17 protein-coding genes are annotated in these 20,429 nt (G+C 66.5%); 14 read left to right on the forward strand and 3 right to left on the reverse strand.

Translation table 11 applies throughout. From position 1 onward, the window contains the following. Nucleotides 1-37 precede the first annotated feature (37 nt). On the forward strand, nucleotides 38-1,459 hold the full coding sequence (locus ACQR1I_RS11855) for an amidase (protein WP_434864771.1): 1,422 nt from the start codon (nucleotides 38-40) through the stop codon (nucleotides 1,457-1,459). Nucleotides 1,460-1,885: 426 nt separating this feature from the next. After that, a complete protein-coding gene (locus tag ACQR1I_RS11860; protein WP_434864772.1) occupies nucleotides 1,886-2,776 on the forward strand; it encodes a crotonase/enoyl-CoA hydratase family protein in 891 nt (296 codons plus the stop codon). A 199-nt stretch (nucleotides 2,777-2,975) separates the two neighbouring features. Here ACQR1I_RS11860 and ACQR1I_RS11865 read toward each other — a convergent pair whose 3' ends face one another. The 3 genes from ACQR1I_RS11865 to ACQR1I_RS11875 form a co-directional block, all read right to left on the reverse strand. Next, nucleotides 2,976-3,953 (reverse strand): NADPH:quinone oxidoreductase family protein, encoded by a 978-nt coding sequence (locus tag ACQR1I_RS11865; RefSeq protein WP_434864773.1) that lies wholly within the window; start codon nucleotides 3,951-3,953, stop codon nucleotides 2,976-2,978. Beyond that, a complete protein-coding gene (locus tag ACQR1I_RS11870) occupies nucleotides 3,953-4,558 on the reverse strand; it encodes a 2-hydroxychromene-2-carboxylate isomerase (protein ID WP_434864774.1) in 606 nt (201 codons plus the stop codon). Before ACQR1I_RS11870 ends, ACQR1I_RS11865 begins: the two co-directional genes overlap by 1 nt. A 225-nt stretch (nucleotides 4,559-4,783) precedes the next feature. Then, the gene (locus ACQR1I_RS11875; RefSeq protein WP_434864775.1) at nucleotides 4,784-5,488 is read right to left on the reverse strand and encodes a glutathione binding-like protein; all 705 of its coding nucleotides are present in this window, start codon (nucleotides 5,486-5,488) and stop codon (nucleotides 4,784-4,786) included. Between the two features lie 138 nt (nucleotides 5,489-5,626). Between ACQR1I_RS11875 and ACQR1I_RS11880 the strand changes: the two genes are divergently transcribed. The 12 genes from ACQR1I_RS11880 to ACQR1I_RS11935 all read left to right on the forward strand — a co-directional run bounded on the left by ACQR1I_RS11880 (nucleotide 5,627) and on the right by ACQR1I_RS11935 (nucleotide 20,221). Then, the gene (locus tag ACQR1I_RS11880; RefSeq protein WP_434864776.1) at nucleotides 5,627-6,649 is read left to right on the forward strand and encodes a methionine synthase; all 1,023 of its coding nucleotides are present in this window, start codon (nucleotides 5,627-5,629) and stop codon (nucleotides 6,647-6,649) included. Nucleotides 6,650-7,028: 379 nt separating this feature from the next. After that, nucleotides 7,029-8,162 carry a TRAP transporter substrate-binding protein gene (locus ACQR1I_RS11885; RefSeq protein WP_434864777.1) on the forward strand — a complete coding sequence of 378 codons (1,134 nt, stop codon included), beginning with the start codon at nucleotides 7,029-7,031 and terminating at the stop codon, nucleotides 8,160-8,162. Nucleotides 8,163-8,342: 180 nt separating this feature from the next. After that, the gene (locus ACQR1I_RS11890) at nucleotides 8,343-9,011 is read left to right on the forward strand and encodes a TRAP transporter small permease subunit (RefSeq protein ID WP_434864778.1); all 669 of its coding nucleotides are present in this window, start codon (nucleotides 8,343-8,345) and stop codon (nucleotides 9,009-9,011) included. After that, nucleotides 9,008-10,753, forward strand: a complete 1,746-nt coding sequence (locus ACQR1I_RS11895) for a TRAP transporter large permease (protein WP_434864779.1) — start codon at nucleotides 9,008-9,010, stop codon at nucleotides 10,751-10,753. The genes ACQR1I_RS11890 and ACQR1I_RS11895 overlap by 4 nt, the downstream gene beginning before the upstream one ends. A gap of 108 nt (nucleotides 10,754-10,861) precedes the next feature. Then, nucleotides 10,862-12,199, forward strand: coding sequence for an amidase (locus ACQR1I_RS11900; protein ID WP_434864780.1), 1,338 nt, complete (start codon nucleotides 10,862-10,864; stop codon nucleotides 12,197-12,199). 269 nt (nucleotides 12,200-12,468) lie between these two features. Next, nucleotides 12,469-12,870, forward strand: a complete 402-nt coding sequence (locus tag ACQR1I_RS11905; RefSeq protein WP_434864781.1) for a hypothetical protein — start codon at nucleotides 12,469-12,471, stop codon at nucleotides 12,868-12,870. 17 nt (nucleotides 12,871-12,887) lie between these two features. Then, a complete protein-coding gene (locus tag ACQR1I_RS11910; RefSeq protein ID WP_434864782.1) occupies nucleotides 12,888-14,957 on the forward strand; it encodes a DUF6745 domain-containing protein in 2,070 nt (689 codons plus the stop codon). Between the two features lie 51 nt (nucleotides 14,958-15,008). Next, on the forward strand, nucleotides 15,009-15,938 hold the full coding sequence (locus ACQR1I_RS11915; RefSeq protein WP_434864783.1) for an STM4015 family protein: 930 nt from the start codon (nucleotides 15,009-15,011) through the stop codon (nucleotides 15,936-15,938). Then, the gene (locus ACQR1I_RS11920) at nucleotides 15,935-17,125 is read left to right on the forward strand and encodes an STM4014 family protein (RefSeq protein WP_434864784.1); all 1,191 of its coding nucleotides are present in this window, start codon (nucleotides 15,935-15,937) and stop codon (nucleotides 17,123-17,125) included. The genes ACQR1I_RS11915 and ACQR1I_RS11920 overlap by 4 nt, the downstream gene beginning before the upstream one ends. After that, on the forward strand, nucleotides 17,122-17,973 hold the full coding sequence (locus ACQR1I_RS11925) for an STM4013/SEN3800 family hydrolase (protein ID WP_434864785.1): 852 nt from the start codon (nucleotides 17,122-17,124) through the stop codon (nucleotides 17,971-17,973). The genes ACQR1I_RS11920 and ACQR1I_RS11925 overlap by 4 nt, the downstream gene beginning before the upstream one ends. Continuing rightward, nucleotides 17,970-19,325, forward strand: coding sequence for an STM4012 family radical SAM protein (locus ACQR1I_RS11930; protein ID WP_434864786.1), 1,356 nt, complete (start codon nucleotides 17,970-17,972; stop codon nucleotides 19,323-19,325). The genes ACQR1I_RS11925 and ACQR1I_RS11930 overlap by 4 nt, the downstream gene beginning before the upstream one ends. Then, nucleotides 19,316-20,221 carry an STM4011 family radical SAM protein gene (locus tag ACQR1I_RS11935; protein ID WP_434864787.1) on the forward strand — a complete coding sequence of 302 codons (906 nt, stop codon included), beginning with the start codon at nucleotides 19,316-19,318 and terminating at the stop codon, nucleotides 20,219-20,221. Before ACQR1I_RS11930 ends, ACQR1I_RS11935 begins: the two co-directional genes overlap by 10 nt. The last annotated feature ends 208 nt before the right edge of the window (nucleotides 20,222-20,429 follow it).

The following is a 20,429-nucleotide window of genomic DNA, read 5'->3' on the forward strand; positions in this document are numbered from 1 at the left end:
CGGCAAGTGAGAAGAGCTTCGGTGACGGAGGACCAGCATGCACAAGCCCGTGTCGAACGACATCACCTCGCTGCACGATCTCTCCGCGGTCGACCTGATCGCCGGCTATCGCGCGCGCCAGTTCTCGCCGTCCGAGGTGATGGACGATGTGCTGGCGCATGTGGCGGCGTGGGAGCCGGAGATCAAAGCGCTGTACCTGCTCGACGTCGACGCCGCGCGGGCTGCCGCAAAGGCGTCGACCGAGCGCTGGGCCAACGACGAGCCGGCGGGCGTGCTCGACGGCGTGCCGGCGACGGTGAAGGACAACATCGCCACCAAGGGCCAGCCGATGCCGCTCGGCGCCGCCAGCGTCACGCGCGCGCCGCTCGCTGCCGATGCACCACCGGTGGCGCGGCTGCGCGAGGCCGGCGCGATCATCTTCGCCAAGACCACGATGCCCGATTACGGCATGCTGTCGTCGGGCCTCTCGAGCTTCCACCCGCTGACGCGCAATCCGTGGGATGTCAGCATGAATCCCGGCGGGTCGAGCGCCGGCGCAGGAGCCGCCGGGGCTGCGGGCTATGGTCCATTGCATGTCGGCACCGACATCGGCGGCTCGATCCGGCTGCCGGCCTCGTGGTGCGGTCTCGTCGGACTGAAGCCGAGCTTCGGCCGCGTGCCAATCGACCCGCCCTATGTCGGCCGCGTCGCCGGTCCGATGACGCGCACCGTTGACGACGCCGCGCTGATGATGAGCGTGCTGTCGAAACCCGACCGCCGCGACGGCACCGCGCTGCCGCCGTCAGACCTGCACTGGAAGGTCGCGGAGAAACCGGTGCGCAAGCTGCGCATCGGCCTGATGCTCGATCTCGGCGGCGTCGGCCAGGCGCTCGAAGAGCCGGTGCGCGCAACGACGCTGGCGGCCGCGAAAGCCTTTGAAGAGGCCGGCGCCATCATCACCGAGGTCAAGGGCTTCCTCACCCGCGAGATGCTCGACGGCCTCGACAATTTCTGGCGCGCGCGGCTGTGGGATGATCTGTCGCGGCTCGCCCCCGAGGTGCGCGCGAAGACCCTGCCCTACATCCTGCAATGGGCCGAACGCGGCGCCGCGCTGTCCGGCGTCGACGTCGTCAGGGGCTTTAACGTCACGATGGCCCTGCGCGCCGCGGCTGCAAAACTGTTCTGCGACTACGACTACATCATCTCGCCGGTCTCGCCTGGCGTGAAGTTTCCGGCCGAGTTCGCCTCGCCCGTCAACGACCCACAGGCGCCGTTCGAGCACATCACCTACACCGTGCCGTGGAATATGTCGGAGAACCCGGCCATATCAGTCAATGCCGGCTACGATTCCGACGGCTTCCCGATCGGCCTGCAGATCGTCGGCCGCCGCTTCGACGATGTCGGCGTGCTCGGCCTGGCCAAGACCTTCGAGGGATTGCGCGGCGAACAGCGGCCATGGCCGCAGCCGCCGGGTTCATAACCATAGCCTATTGGACGTACTATCTCCGCGCGTCATTGCGAGCGCAGCGAAGCAATCCAGAGTCCCGCCCACGACTCTGGATTGCTTCGCTTACGCTCGCAATGACGGAGAGAGAGGGTGGGCCACATCGCTGCTACATCGCTCGCCGAGAGAGCGGCGGTGAGCGCAGCCTTTTGCCCGCCATACGGAATGCCGTCATTGTTTGACGCGGCCTCGCGCTCAACTATTGTATCTCCATCGCCGACCTCACTCGTCGTCATTCCGGGGCGTGCGAAGCACGAGCCCGGAATCCATACTCACGATCGTGGTTATGGATTCCGGGCCTGCGCCCAAGAGGGCGCATCCCGGAATGACGGCGGAGTTTGTGGCATGAGCAGACAACAACAAGCACAACGAACGCAACATCAGGAAACCCCAAGGACCCCCATGGCCTACCAGACCATCCTCTACGACGTCGCCGACAAGATTCTCACCATCACGCTCAACCGCCCGGAGAAGCTCAACGCCTTCACCGGCACGATGATGACAGAACTCATCGACGCCTTCGACCGCGCCGACAAGGATGACGGCGTCAGGGCGATCATCGTCACCGGTGCTGGCCGCGCGTTCTGCGCCGGCGCCGATCTCTCCTCCGGCGCCGACACCTTCGATCGCGACGCCAAGCGCGGGCCGGTCAAGCGGCATGCCGATGGTCGCGTCGACTATTCCGATCCGCAGGTGCGCGACGGCGGTGGCCAGGTCACCTTGCGCATCTTCAAGTCGCTGAAGCCGGTGATCGCCGCGGTCAACGGTCCGGCCGTCGGCATCGGCGTGACCATGCAGCTCGCGATGGACATTCGCATTGCGTCGGACGCAGCGCGGTTCGGCTTCGTGTTCTCCCAGCGCGGCATCGTGCCGGAGGCGGCGTCGAGCTGGTTCCTGCCGCGCATCGTCGGCATCTCGCAGGCGCTGGAATGGTGCTACACCGGCCGCGTGTTTCCGGCGCAGGAGGCACTCGCCGGCCGCCTCGTCAGCAAGGTCGTGCCGCCGGACGATCTGTTGCCGACCGCCCGCGCGCTCGCACGCGAGATCGCCGACAAGACCGCGCCGGTGTCGATCGCGCTGATCCGCCAGATGATGTGGCGCATGATGGGATCAGACGATCCGATGGAAGCCCACAAGGTCGACAGCCGCGGCATCTACGCGCGAGGGCGTTCGGACGACGTCAAGGAAGGCGTGGTGTCGTTCCTGGAGAAGCGTCCGGCGCAGTTCAAGAACACGGTGACGGCCGACATGCCGGACTATTTCCCGTGGTGGGACGAGCGGGAGTACAAGTAGTCATTAGGCCGCGCTCGCACGGCACATTCCGCTGTCGTCCCGGACAAGCGCGCGGCACGCGCGCGCCGATCCGGGATCCATAGCCACAGGATGGTGTTTGGCGAAGAACGACGTTCAGGGTGCCACAAGAGAGATCACGCGGTATGGGTCCCGGCGCGGAGGCCGGGACGACACCGGTTGTTTGGTGCTGCTATGTGCCTCAATCCATCACCAGCGCCACACGGCCAATCGCCTTGCGATCAATCAATAGCCGCATCGCTGCGGCATAGTCCGCGAACGGCACGCGGTGGGAGACGTTCGGGCGGAGCTTGCCCTGCTCGGCCAACTCCAGCAGCGCCGCCAGCCGGCGCTGGCCCAGTCCGGGATCCCTTCGCACGGCCTCGCCCGCGCGCACGCCGAGCACGCTGGCGCCTTTCATCAGGATCAGGTTGGTGCGGGCAAGACCGATACCGCCGGTGAAGCCGATGACGAGCAGCCGCGCGCCCCAGGCGATGCAGCGGACGCTGCTCTCGAACACCTCGCCGCCGACCGGATCGAACACCACATCGACGCCGCGCCCGTCAGTAATACGTTTGACGGCATCCCGGAACGGCTCGCGCGCATACAGCACGAGATGATCGGCGCCACGTGCCTTGGCCACCGCGAGCTTCTCCTCCGATGACGCCGCAGCGATCACGGTTGCGCCGAGCAGCTTGCCGAGCTCGACCGCAGCAAGGCCGACGCCGCCGCCGGCGCCGTGCACCAGCAACGTCTCACCCGGCTCGAGCCGGCCGCGATCGACCAGCGCATGATACGCGGTGCCGTGGCCGGCGAGATAGGTCGCCCCCTCGGCGTAGTCGAAGGTCGACGGCAGCGGCGTGAGCTGGCTGCTTGCGACCACCGCCTCCTCGGCATAGGCGCCGAAGCGCATGCGCACGATCACCTTGTCACCGACCGTGCGATCCGTCACGGCGGCGCCGGTCTCGATGACGTTCCCCGCCGCCTCCACCCCGGGCGTGAACGGCAGCTCCGGCTTGAGCTGATACTCGCCGGCCGCCATCAGAATGTCGGGAAAGTTGATGCCCGCGGCACGGATCTTCACCCGCACCTCGGCTTCACCCAGCGTACGCGGCGGCAGCTCTTCGAGCCGCAATCGCTCCGGCGGACCGAGTTCGCGGCAGACGATCGCACGCGGCATCAGGCGCGCCCCTTCGCGCGCGCCAGCGCCTCGCGGATCAGCGGCAGGCGGTCATTGCCGAAATACATGTCGGTCACGTCGAGGAAGATGGTCGGCGAGCCGAAGCCGCCGCGCTTGACCACCTCCTCGGTGTTGATACGCAGCTGATCCTTGATGCCCTGCTGGGCGATGCCGTCGAAGAAGGCCTTCGGATCGATGCCGACGCGACGGCACACTTCGGTGAGCACCGCATCCTGCGAAATGTCCTGATCCTCGCCCCAGTAGATCTCGAACACGGCCCGCGCGAACGGCACCATGTCCTGCCCCAGCCAGATGCAGCCGCGCATCGCCTTGACGCTGTTCACCGGGAATACCGTCGGCGGCATCTTGATCCTGAGCCCGGCCGAGCGCGCCCAGTCGCCGAGGTCCTTCAGCGTGTAGGCCGCCTTGGCCGGCACCGGCTTCTCGCGCTGCGCATAGACGCTCGGATTAATGGTGTTGAAGATGCCGCCCACGAGAATGGGCCGCCAGACGATCTCGACGCCGAACTCCTTCGCGAGCGGCTGGATGTTGTGGAAGGCGAGATAGGTCCAGGGGCTGGAGCAGTCGAAGAAGAATTCGATCATCGTGTTTCCTCAAGGTCTAGTTCGTCACCGAGAGCGCTACGGACTTATTGAGACCGTTCGTGTCGCCCCTGGATTGCTTCGCTTCGCTCGCAATGACGGCGGAGAGAGTCGGTGCACACAACTCTTTCCGTCATTGCGAGGAGCGGAGCGACGAAGCAATCCAGGGGCCGCAACACGCGGTGTGAAGCATTTGCCGCCATGATCCTTGCGCCGTCGTGAAACCGCTCAAGATCTCCCCGTCATTTCCTTCGCTCGCGCGCCGAACATCACGTGGCGGGTCTCATCGTTGAACGGCTCCTTGACGAATTTGTCGATCGCGAGTCCCGCCTGCAGCTTGGGTCGTGCGCGGAGCGTTGCGTACCAGCGCTTGATGTTCGGATAGTCATCGAGCGTAAAGCCCTGTGCCTTGTGGGTCATGATCCAAGGAAAGCAGGCGATGTCGGCGATGGTGTAGTCGTCACCGGCGACATAGGCGCCGGTCTTGCCGAGTTGCGCGTCGAGCACATGGAACAGCCGCGCGACCTCGTCTCGGTAGCGCTGGATCGCGTACGGTATCTTCTCGGCGGCATAGAGGGCGAAATGGCCGTGCTGACCCATCATCGGGCCGAGCCCGGCCATCTGCCACATCACCCATTGGGTTACGCGCGATCGTCCCCTGTTGTCCGACGTCAGGAACCGGCCGCTCTTGTCGGCGAGATAGATCAGGATCGCGCCGGTCTCGAACACGGAAAACGGCGCTCCGCCATCGGCCGGCGCGTGGTCGACGATCGCGGGAATGCGGTTGTTCGGGCTGATCGCGAGGAACTCCGGCTTGAACTGGTCACCGGCGCGGATGTCGACGGGAATGACGGTATAGGGCAGCCCGAGCTCCTCGAGCATGATCGAGATCTTCCAGCCGTTCGGCGTCGGCGCGTAATAGAGATCGATCATGCCTGTCTTGCGTCCTTCCCCGGACCATTATGCCGCGCTGCGGAACGCCGGCTCGGCGTCGTTCTTCTGTACCTGAAGGGTAAGCCATGGCAGACAGGCGCTCAAGCCTGACCGCCCCATACGCCGGAGAGTCCGACCATGCTGTTTCCATCGACCATCGCAGGCTCGCTGCCGAAGCCGGAATGGCTGGCCGAGCCGAACGTGCTGTGGGCGCCGTGGAAGTCGAAGGGCGAGGAACTCGCCCGCGCCAAGCGCGACGCGACCATCCTGGCGCTGAAGCTGCAGGAGGATTCGGGCATCGACATCCTTACTGAGGGCGAGCAGTCGCGGCAGCACTTCGTGCATGGCTTCCTGGAGCGCGTCGAGGGCATCGACTTCGCGCACAAGGTCGAGATGGGCATCCGCAAGGACCGCTACAAGGCGATGGTGCCGCAGGTCGTGGCGCCGCTGTCGCTCAAGGGCCGCGTCCATGGCGACGAGGCGCGCATCGCGCGCACGCACACGACGCGCGCCGTGAAGTTCACCTTGCCCGGACCGATGACGATCATCGACACCATCGCCGACAACTACTACGGCGACCGCGTCAAGATGGCGTTCGCCTTCGCCGAGCTATTGAACCAGGAGGCCAAGGCGCTGCACGACGACGGCATCGACATGATCCAGTTCGACGAGCCCGCCTTCAACGTCTACATGGACGAGGTGCGCGACTGGGGCATCAAGGCGCTGGAGCGGGCCGCGGAAGGCCTGACCTGCCCGACCGCCGTGCACATCTGCTACGGCTACGGCATCAAGGCCAACACCGACTGGAAGGAGACGCTCGGCAGCGAGTGGCGGCAATACGAGGAGACCTTCCCGGTCATCGACGCCAGCTCGATCCAGCAGGTCGCCGTCGAGTGCCGCAATTCGAAGGTGCCGATCGAATTGCTCGGGTTGTTGAAAAACAAGATCGTGCAGGCCGGCGTCATCGACGTCGCCAGCGACGAGATCGAGACCGCAGAGGACGTCTGCAAGACCATAGAGGCCGTCATGAAGGTGGTGCCGAAAGAGAACATCATCGCCACGACCAATTGCGGCATGGCCCCGATGCGCCGCGAGGTCGCCGAGGCCAAGCTGATGGCGCTGGGCACCGGCGCCAAGCTGGCACGGCAACGGTTCGCCTGAACGGTGCCGCCCAGACCGGCGGCCGGTCACGCCACCGGCTGCTGACGTGGCATGTCCATGACCATGCCATCATGCGCCGAGGGCTCGGCGATGATGAGCCCTCCGCGACGCTATCGCAGAGCAGCATCCCTGCTACACAACCCGCGCGACGCTTCCTGACAGCAAGAAGCAACCGAGCCTCCGAGACCTTTCGTCTCACTCCCCTGTGTTGAAAGACCGCAGCCCAGCCCGTACTGTCCTGAATAAGGGGGCGGGCGAGCGCGACATTTGCGCACGTCCGGAATAAGTCTCGGCGATCAGGGTCATGATCATCACGTGCCGTGATCGCGCGAAGTGTCGAAGAACACGTAGAACGAACGCACAGGGAGGGGCAGCTTCAATGACTACCACGAGTCCGTCCGCGGCGACCCGCCGCAAGTTTCTCGCAGGCGCAGCGGTCGCGGGCGTCGCGACCGTTTCGGCGCCCGCCGTCGTCAAGGCGCAAGGCCCGATCAACATGCGCTGGCAGAGCACCTGGCCGGCCAAGGACATCTTCCACGAATACGCGCTCGACTTCGCCAAGAAGGTCAACGACATGACCGGCGGCGACCTGAAGATCGAAGTGCTGCCCGCCGGCGCCGTGGTGCCGGCCTTCGGCCTGCTCGACGGCGTCTCCAAGGGCGTGCTCGACGGCGGCCATGGCGTGCTGGTCTATCACTACGGCAAGCAGACGGCGCTGGCGCTGTGGGGATCCGGCCCGGCTTTCGCCATGGACGCCAACATGCTGCTCGCCTGGCACAAATATGGTGGCGGCAAGGAACTGCTCGAGGAGCTCTACGCGTCGATCGGCGCCAACGTCGTGTCGTTCCCCTACGGGCCGATGCCGACCCAGCCGCTCGGCTGGTTCAAGAAGCCGATCGCCAAGGCCGACGACATGAAGGGCCTGAAGTACCGCACCGTCGGCATCTCGATCGACGTGTTCACGGGCATGGGGGCTGCGGTCAACGCGCTGCCCGGCGGCGAAATCGTCTCGGCGATGGACCGCGGCCTGCTCGACGCAGCCGAGTTCAACAACGCCTCGTCCGACAAGCTGCTCGGCTTCCCTGACGTATCCAAGGTCTGCATGCTGCAGAGCTACCATCAGAACGCCGAGCAGTTCGAGATCATGTTCAACAAGGACAAGTTCAACGCGCTGCCGGAGAAGATGCGCGCGATCATCAGCAATGCGGTCGAAGCCGCCAGCGCCGACATGTCCTGGAAGGCGGTGGACCGCTACTCGCAGGACTATCTCGCGCTGCAGAAGGACGGCGTGAAGTTCTACAAGACGCCCGAGGCGATCCTCAAGCAACAGCTCGAGATCTACGACGAGGTGGCGAAAAAGAAGGCGGCCGAGAATCCGATCTTCAAGAAGATCCTGATGTCGCAGCTCGCTTTCGCCGAACGCGCGGCGCGCTGGGAGCAGGACACGGTCGTCAACCGGCGCATGGCCTTCGACCATTACTTCGGCGCCAACGCGGCGGCGAAGAAGCTCTGAGGCGGATCTGCAGCCACAGTGCATCGTCCGGCCGGAACGCCGGACGGTGCCCTGCTGCGCGAGATCAATCTTAGACGTCCGGCGAGCACGGCTCCGATGCGGGGCGGACCGGGCGCGGAGTTGAATTGGGAAGGCTTCGGCAGACCGCGACGCACGCGGCGGCCGAGCGGGGACGAGGGCATGGAAACTCAGAAAGTCCTGCATACCATCGACGGGATCAGCACCTGGGTCGGCAAGCTGGCTGCCTGGCTCATCATCGCCCTGATGCTCGTCGTGTGTGCGGAGGTGTTCAAGCGCTACATCATGAACATGCCGACGGCATGGATCTTCGACCTGACGAACATGCTGTACGGCTCGCTGTTCATGCTGGGCGGCGCCTATACGCTGGCGCAGAATGCCCATGTGCGCGGCGACTTCCTCTACTCCTCGATGCGGCCACGCACCCAGGCTGCGCTCGATCTCGTGCTCTATGTCGTGTTCTTCCTGCCGGGCATCGCCGCGCTGATCTACGCCGGCTATTTCTACGCCGCCGATTCCTGGCGCATCGCGGAACATTCCAACGTCACCGCCGACGGCCCGCCGGTTTATCATTTCAAGACGATCATTCCGATCGCGGGCGCGCTGGTGATGCTGCAGGGCCTTGCCGAGGTGGTCCGCGCCGCCGTCTGCCTGAAGACCGGCGAATGGCCGAGCCGGCTGAAGGACGTCGCCGAGATGGACGTGGTCGGCGAGCAGCTCGAGCACAGCGAATATGTCGACGACGCCGAACGCAAGGCGGTCATCGAGAAGGCGGCGGCGATCGACGAGATCGCCCGTCAGCGCGGCATGGGTGGAGATCTGAGCAAATGAGCGATCCGGCACTCGGCCTCCTGATGCTGGGGCTCATCGTCGTCGTCATCATGCTCGGCTTCCCGACGGCATTCACGCTGATGGGCCTGGGCATCGTGTTTGGCTTCATCGCCTTCTACGATCCCACTCACCTGTTCACCGAGAACAAGGTGTTCGAGCTGATGGTCCAGCGCACCTATGGCGCCATGACCAACGACGTGCTGATCTCGATTCCGCTGTTCGTGCTGATGGGCTACGTGATGGAGCGCGGCGCCCTGGTCGACAAGATGTTCTATTCGATCCAGCTCGCCTTCCGCCGCGTGCCCGCGTCGCTCGCCGTGGCCACGCTGATCGTCTGCACCTTCTGGGGCATCGCATCCGGCCTCGTCGGCGCCGTGGTCGTGCTGATGGGCGTCATCGCCTTCAATCCGATGCTGCGCGCCGGCTACGACGTCAAGCTCGCCGCAGGCGTCATCACGGCCGGCGGCACGCTCGGCATCCTGATCCCGCCCTCGGTGATGATCATCGTCTATGCCGCGGTCGCCGGCCAGTCCGTCGTGAAGCTCTACGCCTCGGCGATGTTTCCCGGCTTCTTCCTGTCGCTGCTCTATCTGATCTACATCGTCGGCTGGGCGCTGCTGAATCCCAAGGTCGCGCCGCCGCTGCCGAAGGAGCAGACCGAGGTGCCCGTGCCCGACTGGATGCGCAAGTTCCAGGCGGCCTATGGCACCAACATGTTCTCCGGCCTGCTCAAGGCGCTGGGCTCGCCGGCGCGGGCCAAGGCGATCAAGGCCGACGACGGACCGCTCGGCTATCGGGAGGTCGCCAGCAACTTCCTCTACACGCTGGTGCCGTTCCTGTGCGTCGGCTCCACGCTGGCGCTGGTGTGGTGGTATGTCGTGATTCATCCGCAAGGCGTCGCCGAAGCGGCGCCCGAGGGGCTGGAGCAGCTCGGCTCGTCGGGACCGGCGACGCCCGAGGCGCCGAGCGACAACGGGCCGCCCGCCGCGTTCTACTGGTGGTTCGGCGGCATCGCGCTGGCCTGCCTGGCGCTCCAGGTCCGCTATTATCTCCGCCTCGATGCCGAGCGGCTCCAGGTCATCAAGCTCCTCACCACCTCGATCATGCCGCTCGGCATTCTTACCGTGGTCGTGCTGGCGGTGATCCTGTTCGGCATCACGACCGCCACGGAATCGGCCGCGGTCGGCGCAGCCGGCGCGTTCCTGCTGGCGATCCAGGCGCGCACCCTGAACTGGCAGCGCACCAAGGAGGCCGTGTTCCTCACCGCCAAAACAACCGCCATGGTGTGCTGGCTGTTCGTCGGCTCGGCGCTGTTCTCCGGCGTGTTCGCCATCCTCGGCGGCCAGGCCCTGGTCGAGAAATGGGTGCTGTCGCTGGATCTGTCGCCGGTGCAGTTCATGATCCTATCGCAGGCGATCATCTTCATCCTGGGCTGGCCGCTGGAGTGGACCGAGATCATCGTGATCTTCTGTCCGATCTTCCTGCCGCTGCTCAAGCACTTCAACATCGACCCGATCCTGTGGGGCACCCTGGTGTTCGTGAACCTGCAGGCCGCCTTCCTGTCGCCGCCGGTGGCAATGTCGGCGTTCTATCTGAAGGGCGTCGCGCCGAAACACGTGACGCTGAACCAGATCTTCGGCGGCATGATGCCGTACATGCTGATCGTGATCCTCTGCATGGTCATCATGTATCTGTGGCCGGGCCTGACGCTGTGGCTGCCGAAATATCTCTATGGCGGCTGACAACGGATTTGACGCCGCGGCTCGGCCTGCGGCATCAAGGCCGCGATGTTGCGCGACGATGGACCCGGCTGCGGCCACTGCCGGCCGGCCCATCATCGGCCTTGAAGGATGAACCGATTGTCCGGCCTCGATCCCAGCCAGCTCACCGCCACCGCCGTCGCGCAAGGCATCGCCGCCGGCACGTTCTCGTCCGAGGAGATTGCCGCAGCGCTGATCGCACGCATCGCGGCGATCGACGGCGAGATCCAGGCCTTCGCCCATGTCGACCCCGAGGTCGTGCTGGCCGAGGCGCGCGCCCGCGACGCCTGGAAGAGCATGGGCGGCCGGCTCGGGCCGCTGCACGGCGTTCCCGTCGGCATCAAGGACCTGTTCGACACGGCGGACTATCCCACCGAATACGGCTCGCCGATCTTCGCCGGCCACCGCCCGTCCGCTGATGCGGCCGCGGTCCGCCGGTTGCGCGAGGCCGGTGCGGTCGTGATCGGCAAGACCATCACGACCGAGTTCGCCTATTACGCGCCGGGCAAGACCCGCAATCCGCATGACACCGCGCGCACGCCGGGCGGCTCATCATCGGGCTCTGCGGCCGCGGTCGCCGCCGGCCTCGCGCCGCTGGCGTTGGGATCGCAGACCAACGGCTCGGTGATCCGTCCGGCATCGTTCTGCGGAGTCTACGGCGTCAAGCCGAGCCACGGCCTGGTCTCGCGCGCAGGAGCGCTGTTGCTGTCGCGCAAGCTCGACCATGTCGGCGCGTTCGCGCGCTCGCTCGACGATCTCGCGCTGGCGCTCGACGTGCTGGTCGGACAGGACGCTGCCGACCCCGACAGCCGACCTTATGCCGCACCTGGCTTTGGCGCGGCGCTCCGGAGCGCCTGGCCGCTGCCACCCCGGCTCGCCTTCGTCAGAACGCCGGTGTGGGACCGCGCCGATGCGGACGCGCGCAGCGCCATCGAAGCGCTCGCGCGGGAGCTCCACGCCGAGGAGGTCGAGCTGCCTGCCGGCTTCGCCGGAGCCTGGGACGCGCACCGCGCGATCATGACGGTCGACATGGCCCACAATCTCGGCCACCACGCTGACCGCGGACCGGTGAGCCTCCAATTCGCCGAACTGATCGCCGAAGGCCGCCGCATCACCGCGGTCCAGTATCTGGCCGCGCGCCGCGACGCGGAGCGCTACGCCGAAGGCCTGTCGGGCGTGTTCGAGCAGGTCGCCGATGCGATCATCACCCTGCCCGCTGTGGGCGCCGCGCCGCAGGGCCTGGAGGCGACCGGCGATCCTGCCTTCTGCTCGCTGTGGAGCCTGGTCGGTTGTCCCGCGCTGAGCCTGCCCTTGCTGACGAGCAGCGACGACATGCCGATCGGCGTCCAGCTGATCGGGGCATTCAACCGCGACGAGCGCCTGTTCCGGACGGCCAAGCACGTACTCAGCAGGTTAGGCCGCAACTGAGATGAGGCGCTTGTCTTCGTCCCATCACCGTTCGGGATTATGGATTCCGGGCTCATCGCTTCGCGATGCCCCGGAATGACGGCATGGCGGGAGTGTGCCGTTCGCTGCGTGGGCAGATGCTGTAGCGGAAGGCCCTACAACCCAAGGACGTTGCGGCCCATTTTCTCCCCATCGACACCGCAGGTCATGGCGATCCTTGCTGAATGTCGCGCGGTACGCGAGAGTGGCGTCCATCAATCCGCCCCGATGCCACGTTCAAGGTCCGCGCCGTGTCGATCATATCCACCCTGCTGCAGTTGTTTCGCCGCCCGGAGGTCCGTCCGGCCGCGGCTGTGCCAGGCACGACGGAGCCATGGCCGCTGTGGCGGCAGGGCGACATCCTCATTCGCCGCATCGACAAGATTCCCGACCAGGCACAGCGCAGTCCGGTCCCGCATGGCATCTTGGCGCATGGCGAGCTGACCGGACACAGCCATCGGCTCGAACGTCCGCAGAGCGCCCTTCTGTTCCAGGGCGCGATCACGCTCGGCGAATTCTTTCTCGATGCCCGCCGCGCCGGCGCCCGCATCGTGCACGAGGAGCACGGGCCGATCGAGCTGCCGTCAGGACAGTACCGTGTCTGGCGACAGCGCGAATATGCCCAGCGCGCGATCCGCGTGGTCGGCGATTAGCGCGCGGCATCACGCAGATGACAACGACGTGGGACGAACGTACGACCGCACGGATCGCAGCCGGACGCGCTGCCATCGCCGAGGACTATCTCACCTGGGGCAGCTTCGATGAGCAGGAGCTCAGCGGCCTCGGACCAAGCTTAGTGGGGTTGATTGCCTCGCAATCGGAGACTCCCGTCTCCTGGATCGAACGCGAGCGCGCGCACTGCGTTTCGGCCGACGCCCGCCTGAATTGGGCCATCGACGTCCTCGTCCTGATCCAGGCGAAGAGCTACAGCGACAGACCCACCGCCGATGCTCTGCTCGCCCGGCTCCGGCTGCTCGCGGACGAGGCCGGCGAGCAGCGGCTATGGGATGCATGGGCGGCAGGGACGCGGAGCGTCTGTCGCTGGCTGGATCAAGCCAAGCGAACGCCTCTCATTGCGCAGTTGCAGGAGTGCGCCGAAACCCATGGCTCGCCGGCCGTGAGACTCGCGCTGGCGTGGACGCTCTCGGATGACCTCAAGGATCGGTCGGTCGACCGCGTTGTGGAGGTCATGGCGCAGATCCGCACGCTCGCCCAGCGTCACGGCGAGCCAGCGCTGGACACGGTCTGGGCCGAGACCGCCGCGAATGTCCTCTGGCAAGTCCAGCAGCAGTCTCCTGAGCTGGCAGAGCAGATCTTCACCCAGCTCGATGATTTCACCGAGGCCAGCCAGGACCCGAAACAGCGCGCCATATGGGCCTCGGCGGTCTATCGACGGCTGACCCATGAAAACTACTGCGCGGCCGATCCCGCGCGCGCCAAAGCCCAGCTGGAGCAGATCCGCCCCCTGCTCGGCCGGCTCGCTTTCGAACGCTGGCCCAGGGCGGCGGTCGTCGTCCACAAGGTTCTCGCCACGACTGATGCAGATGCCGCAGCCGCGCTTCGCGCCGAGTTGAAGGCCGCAGCGGCCGAATCCGGCAGTCAGGGCGATCAGGAGCAATGGCTCGACGCCTGCGTCGCGGAAATCACCGCCCTGCGCCAGACCGATTACGCCGCAGCCCAAGCCCTGTATGCCGAGCTGCGCGCTCACGCCATCAACGCCACCGACTATCACAGCAAGCAGGCCTTCCAATCCGCCCGCGATCTGATCGGGGATTACGAGTTCAAGCTCAGCCAGGGCCTGCTCAAGCAACTGTTGCAGCCGCTCGAATTGACCGCCGTTGCGACGGAGACCGGCGACGATCTCCATGTCAGCAGGCTCGACGCCTCGCACGCTCCCGACCTCACCACCGTCGGCCATCGCATCCGTTGCCGCGACATGATCCTGGCGAACACCGCGGTCGAAGCGATCCCGGATGACGTGCAGGTGACGCAGCATCTCGACGTCACCGCCTGCCGCAATTTGAAGCGGCTGCCGCGCGGCCTCAAGGTCGCACGGCTGACGGCACGGACGTGTCTCGCGCTGGATACGCTGCCGAATGGCCTGAACGTCGGCTATCTCGATCTCACCGGCTGCACGGCGCTCCGGGTCTTGCCCGCCGATCTGGTCGTGCGCCATGGCGCCCTGATGCTGCGCGGCTGCCTGCAGGTCCCAGCGCTGCCCGGCAGCATTCGCCAGATCGCGCATCTCGACATATCAGGCTGCCCCGCGATCACTAACGTGCCACCCAGCCTCATGGTCACCGCCTCGATCGATGTCGGCGGCTCAGGCCTGACGGCGATGCCGCCGCATTTGGCCGATGTCCCGATCCGCTGGTACGGCGTGCCGGTCGACGAGCGCATCGCGTTCCGGCCGGAGACGCTCGACGTCCAGGAGATCCTCGGCCAGCACAATGCCGAGCTTCGCCGCGTCATGATGGAGCGTTTCGGCTTCGAGCAGTTCATGAGCAGGGCAAAGGCGGAAGTGCTGGACAGCGATCGTGACAGCGGCGGCCCGCGCAGCCTGCTCCGGGTTGCCGTTCCCAATGACGAGCCGTTGGTCTGCGTCAGCGTGATCTGTCCCTCGACCAAGCGTCAGTTCATGCTGCGCGTGCCGCCGACCATGCGCAGCTGCCGGCAGGCCATCGCCTGGACCGCCGGCTATGACAATCCCGACGACTACCAGCCGATGGTGGAGACGTAACGCCATCGGGCAGGACGCCGCCCCTACCGTGATTGCATGAGAGCGACGCGCATGAGCATCGAAGCCAACCTCTGGACATTTCACGGTCGCGACGTGGTCGATTTCGAGCCGGGCGGCAGCCTGCCCGATCCGACGCAATCCGCCATTCGCCTCGCACTGCGCGTTGACGGCCCGTTCTCGACCTTCTCCGACCTGTGGGGCGAGTTCATGAGCACCGAAGGGGTCGAGAACACCGAGGCGCTGGTGATCGGCATCTGGGGTGATCCGGAAGAAGGCATGCCCGGTTCTTCCGATCAGGCGGTGCCCGTCATCGTGGCCGATGCCGACCGGCTGTCCAGGCTGCGCGCGCTGTTCTTCGGCGACATCTCCAGCGAGGAAAGCGAGATTTCGTGGATCGAACAATCCGACGTCTCGGCGTTCTGGGGCGCCTTTCCGGCGTTGGAAGAGTTCGGCATCCGCGGCGGCCAATCGCTGCAGCTCGGCCGCATCAAGCATGACAGGCTGCGAATCCTGAAGGTCGAAACCGGCGGCCTGTCGGGTGCGGTCGTTCGCGAGATCGCGGCCGCCGAGCTGCCTGAGCTCGAGCACCTGGAGATCTGGCTCGGCAGCGACAGCTATGGCGGCGACAGCATGCCCGCCGACCTGATCCCGATCCTCAGCGGCAACCGCTTTCCCAAGCTCGTCACCTTGGCCTTGCGCAACTGCGAATGGGCCGATGATCTCGCCGCGATCGTGGCACATTCTCCGATCCTGTCTCGGATCAAGCGGCTCGATCTGTCGATGGGGACGCTGGGCGATGACGGCGTCGATTCCCTGGTGGCCAGTCCGGCGATCCGCGGCCTGGAGCATCTCAACATCGCCCACCATTTCGTCTCGGAGGCCGGCCTGGCCAAGCTCGCCGCGCTCGGCATTGCCGTCAATACAGACGATTGGCAGGACGAGAGCAACGACGAGAATCGCTATGTGGCCGTGGCGGAATGAGCGAGCCGATCGCCGAGAGCAAAACGCGGCAGGCCCAGACCGAGCAGAGAGCTGCGGTCATCATCGGCAGCGCCGGCGATCCACGGGTCGCATCCTATCAGGCGGCCCGCACCCGCGCCGGACACGCACCCGCGCTGCTGATCGACTATCGTGAGCTGATCGATGATCCCGACGGCGCGGCGTCCCGCATTCCCGCTGATGCCAACGTCCGCATCGACTCTCCCGGCCGCGCGCCCGACGTGCTCGCTGGCCTGCTGTCGCGCGGCATCGCCGTGAGCGCGCAGCGCGGGTTACACCACCTCTCCGCTCGCGACATCACCGAACAGCTCGATGATCGCGGCCGGCTGCTGCCGCCGCGCCAGCTGTTCTTCGGGCTCATGGAGGTGCTCGCGGCGGTGGCGCGGCGGGCCGCAGCGCATGACGGCATCCGCCTCGTTCCCGATGTCGACGCGATCGCCCATGCGTTCGACAAGACGGCCTGCCACGTGAGACTCGCGGCGTGCGCGATTTCCGTTCCGGCCACGCTGCCGGCGATCGGCTCGTTCGAGGCGCTGCAGGCGGCGATGAGCGCGGCGCGGATGCCGCGCGTGTTTCTCAAGCTGCAGCACGGCTCGGCCGCCGCCGGCACGGTGGCGCTCGCGACCTCGAAGCTCGGCATGCGCGCGGTGACGACGGTCGAGACCGTCGCGGACGGCGCGGGCGTGCGGCTATACAACACGCGCGCGATCCGTAGCGAGACGTCGCCGGCCGCGATCGCCCGCCTCGTCGATGCCTTGGCGCCGCATGGACTGCATGTCGAGGCATGGGTGCCGAAGGCCAGCATCGACGGCCGCCTCGCCGATCTGCGCGTCCTCGTCATCAATGGCGAGCCGGTGTTCCGCGTGCTGCGCAAGAGCCGCCATCCGATGACCAATCTGCATCTCGGCGGCGAGCGCGCCGATGCAACAGCGCTGCTGTCTCGGATGAGCAGCTCGGCTGTCGTCGCGCTCGATGCGACCTGCCGCGCCGTGGCGGAGGCGTTTCCGGGCGCATTGCAACTGGGCATCGATGTCGCCGTCGCCACCGGCTTTGCGCGGCACGCCGTGCTGGAGGTGAATGCGTTCGGCGACCTGCTCAAGGGCATCACGACGGACACCGGGCTCGACGCCTACGACCTGCAGCTTCGCGCGCTGGAGACCGCCGCATGACGGCGCGCGCTCCTGATATCGATGCGAAGGCGCTCGTCGGCAGCCACGACATCCTTCTGATCACGCTCGACACGTTGCGCTACGACGTCGCCGTCGCAGCCCTCGAAGCCGGGCAGACGCCCAACCTCGCCGGCCTGCTGCCCGGCGGCCGCTGGGAGAAGCGGCATGCGCCGGCGAGCTTCACCTATGCCGCGCACCAGGCCTTCTTCGCCGGCTTCCTGCCGACGCCCGCACGGCCCGGACCGCATCCGCGGCTGTTCGCGGCGCGCTTTGCCGGCAGCGCCACCACCACGGCGACGACCTGCGAGCTCGATGCGCCCGACATCGTCACCGGCCTGGCCGGCCGCGGCTATCACACGCTGTGCATCGGTGGCGTCGGCTTCTTCAACAAATTGACGCCGCTTGGCAGCGTGCTGCCCGGCCTGTTCGCCGAAAGCCATTGGGACGAGACGCTCGGTGTCGCCTCGCCGCAGTCGACCGAGCGCCAGGTCGCCCTGGCGCTGTCGCGCATCGCCGCGCTGCCGGCGGCGCAGCGGCTGTTTCTGTTCGTCAACGTCTCGGCCCTGCACCAGCCCAATCGGCTGTTCATGCCGGGCGCCACGCACGACACGCCGGCCTCGATGGCCGCGGCGCTGGCCTATGTCGACCGTCACATGCCGCCGCTGTTCGCGGCGCTGACGCAGCGTGCGCCGCTGCTCGCCATCATCTGCGCCGATCACGGCACCGCCTATGGCGAGGACGGATTCCATGGTCACCGGCTCGCGCATCCGAGCGTCTGGGACGTACCCTATGCGGAGTTCGTCTGCGCGCAGGCGGGCGCATCCGTTCCAGCGGAGGTCGCGCCATGAGCATGCCCATGGCCAGGTCTGCCGACGAGACGCCGGCCACGGAGCTCGCGCGCCGGCTCACCGGATCGTTCTATCAGGGCTATGCCTATGCCTATCCGCACAAGACCGCCTATCGGCCGCTGACGCCGCCGCGGCAACTGTCCGAGATATGGTCCGCCGAGCCGAAACAGGCGCTGGAGCTCTACGTCCACATCCCGTTCTGCGCCATGCGCTGCGGCTTCTGCAATCTGTTCACGACCGTCAATGCGGATGCCGACGCAGCCGCGCGGCTGCTCGACCAGATCGCGCACGAGGCGGCAGCAGCGGCGCGGGCACTGGGACCGGCGCAATTCGCCCGCATCGCCATCGGCGGCGGCACGCCGAGCTATCTGTCGACCGACGAGCTCGCACGGCTGTTTGCCATCATCGCAGAGCGGTTCGGCCTCACGCCCCAAGCGGTCGCGACCTCGGTCGAGGTGTCGCCCGAAACGGTGACTGCCGAGAAGCTGGCGCTGCTGCGTTCGCTCGGCGTTGATCGCATCAGCATCGGCGTCCAGTCGTTCGACGATGCGGAAGCGCGCGCGCTGGGAAGGCCGCAGCGGCGCGCGGTGGTCGAGACGGCGCTCGCCGCGATAACAGCGGCGCAGTTTCCGGTGCGCAACATCGACCTGATCTATGGCGGGCGCGGCCAGACGCCGGCGTCCTGGAGCGCCACACTCGATGCCGCCCTGGCCTGGCAGCCGGAAGAGATCTTTCTCTATCCGCTCTATGTCCGCCCGCTCACCGCGCTGTCGCGCGGCGCCGACACCACCCCCGCTGTCGACATCCGCCGAGATCTCTATCGCGCGGGGCGCGACCAGCTGCTTGCCGAGGGCTATCAACAGATCAACATGCGCTGCTTCCGAAAGGCTTCGTCGCACCCGGCTCACCATGACGCCGCGACCGACGGCACGCTCGGGCTCGGCTGCGGCGCGCGTTCTATGACATCAGCCATGCACTATTCCAGCGAATACGCCGTCGGTCGCTCCGGGGTTCGCGACATTCTGGCCGCCTATCTCGCGCGCAGGCCGGACAGCTTTGCCCAGGCGCATTTCGGCGTGGTGCTGTCGGCCGAAGACCAGCGCCGCGCCCACGTGCTGCGTGCCCTGCTCGAGGTCAGCGGCGTTTCGCGCGCGAGCTACCGGCTGGCATTCGGAACCGAGCTGGACGACGACATGCCGCAACTCACGCTGCTGCTCGGCGCCGGCCTCGCCGAGAACGCTTCCGGCACGCTGCGCCTGACGCCGAGCGGCCTCGAACGCGCCGACGTGATCGGCCCGTGGCTCTACACCGCCGAGGTCAATCTGCGCATGGGGAGTTTTGGATGGCGCTGAACCTGTCCATTCTCTATCGCGGCCATCTGGCCAGCTGCAACTACGGCTGCCCCTATTGTCCGTTCGCCAAGCGCCACGACAGCCGCGAGGCGCTGGCGCGCGACTATGCCGCACTGGAGCGTTTCCTGGCCTGGATCGAGGCCCGCCCGACCGATCGCTTCAAGGTGCTGTTCACGCCATGGGGCGAGGCGCTGATCCGAAAACCCTATCGCGCGGCGATGATCCGTCTCAGCCGTCTCGGCCATGTCGCGCGCGTCGCGATCCAGACCAACCTGTCCTGCAATCTCGACTGGGTCGCCGATTGCGACCTCGACCGCGCGGCGTTCTGGTGCACCTATCATCCCGGCGAGATCGCGCGCGACAGCTTCCTCGACCAATGCCGCACGCTGGAGCGCATCGGCGCCCGCCACAGCGTCGGCATCGTCGGCCTGCGCGAGCATCTCGACGAGATAGAGGCGCTGCGCGCGGCGCTGCCGCCCACGACCTATCTGTGGGTCAATGCCTACAAGCGAGTCGCCAATTACTACACGTCCGAAGACATCGCGCGCATCCTTGCCGTCGATCCGCTGTTCGAGCTCAATCTGCAGGTCTATCAAAGCCGCGGCCGCGCCTGCCGCGCCGGCGAGGAGATGGTCACGGTCGATGGCGACGGCGCGGTGCGGCGCTGCCATTTCGTCCGCGACGTGATCGGCAATCTCTACGATCCCGGCTTCGAGCAGGTGCTGCAGCCCCGCGCGTGCAGCGGCGACATCTGCCGCTGCCACATCGGCTACGTCCACATGCGCGACCTCGACCTCTACACCCTGTTCGGCGACGGCGTGCTGGAGCGCATCCCGGCCGAGCTCCCGACACGCGAGGCCGCGCAACAGCGCCTCGCCCATATGACGCTGCCGTAGGGTGGGCAAAGGCGCGGGGCACGTTGTGAGTTGGTGGCACGCCGTAGCGCGCCGTGCCCACCATCGAGCGACGTACACCACGGCGAGACGGGCGCGGTATCTCTCCCCGCGTCATTCCGGGGCGTGCGCAGCACGAGCCCGGAATCCATAGCCACGATCGGTTGTGAGGCGCGAGATCGACGTGGCGCTTATCTTAGTCCAAACCACC

The organism is Bradyrhizobium sp. HKCCYLS2038 (genome assembly GCF_051167655.1).
Lineage (GTDB): Bacteria > Pseudomonadota > Alphaproteobacteria > Rhizobiales > Xanthobacteraceae > Bradyrhizobium.

Bases quoted from the DNA above. Each gene is read 5' to 3' on its own strand.
- ACQR1I_RS11925 (WP_434864785.1), top strand. From the start codon at position 17,122: ATGACGGCGCGCGCTCCTGATATCGATGCGAAGGCGCTCGTCGGCAGC.
- ACQR1I_RS11920 (WP_434864784.1), top strand. From the start codon at position 15,935: ATGAGCGAGCCGATCGCCGAGAGCAAAACGCGGCAGGCCCAGACCGAG.
- ACQR1I_RS11910 (WP_434864782.1), top strand. From the start codon at position 12,888: ATGACAACGACGTGGGACGAACGTACGACCGCACGGATCGCAGCCGGA.
- ACQR1I_RS11875 (WP_434864775.1), bottom strand. From the start codon at position 5,488: ATGATCGATCTCTATTACGCGCCGACGCCGAACGGCTGGAAGATCTCG.
- ACQR1I_RS11865 (WP_434864773.1), bottom strand. From the start codon at position 3,953: ATGCCGCGTGCGATCGTCTGCCGCGAACTCGGTCCGCCGGAGCGATTG.
- ACQR1I_RS11860 (WP_434864772.1), top strand. From the start codon at position 1,886: ATGGCCTACCAGACCATCCTCTACGACGTCGCCGACAAGATTCTCACC.
- ACQR1I_RS11935 (WP_434864787.1), top strand. From the start codon at position 19,316: ATGGCGCTGAACCTGTCCATTCTCTATCGCGGCCATCTGGCCAGCTGC.
- ACQR1I_RS11885 (WP_434864777.1), top strand. From the start codon at position 7,029: ATGACTACCACGAGTCCGTCCGCGGCGACCCGCCGCAAGTTTCTCGCA.
- ACQR1I_RS11870 (WP_434864774.1), bottom strand. From the start codon at position 4,558: ATGATCGAATTCTTCTTCGACTGCTCCAGCCCCTGGACCTATCTCGCC.
- ACQR1I_RS11900 (WP_434864780.1), top strand. From the start codon at position 10,862: ATGAACCGATTGTCCGGCCTCGATCCCAGCCAGCTCACCGCCACCGCC.
- ACQR1I_RS11895 (WP_434864779.1), top strand. From the start codon at position 9,008: ATGAGCGATCCGGCACTCGGCCTCCTGATGCTGGGGCTCATCGTCGTC.
- ACQR1I_RS11915 (WP_434864783.1), top strand. From the start codon at position 15,009: ATGAGCATCGAAGCCAACCTCTGGACATTTCACGGTCGCGACGTGGTC.
- ACQR1I_RS11880 (WP_434864776.1), top strand. From the start codon at position 5,627: ATGCTGTTTCCATCGACCATCGCAGGCTCGCTGCCGAAGCCGGAATGG.
- ACQR1I_RS11855 (WP_434864771.1), top strand. From the start codon at position 38: ATGCACAAGCCCGTGTCGAACGACATCACCTCGCTGCACGATCTCTCC.
- ACQR1I_RS11930 (WP_434864786.1), top strand. From the start codon at position 17,970: ATGAGCATGCCCATGGCCAGGTCTGCCGACGAGACGCCGGCCACGGAG.
- ACQR1I_RS11890 (WP_434864778.1), top strand. From the start codon at position 8,343: ATGGAAACTCAGAAAGTCCTGCATACCATCGACGGGATCAGCACCTGG.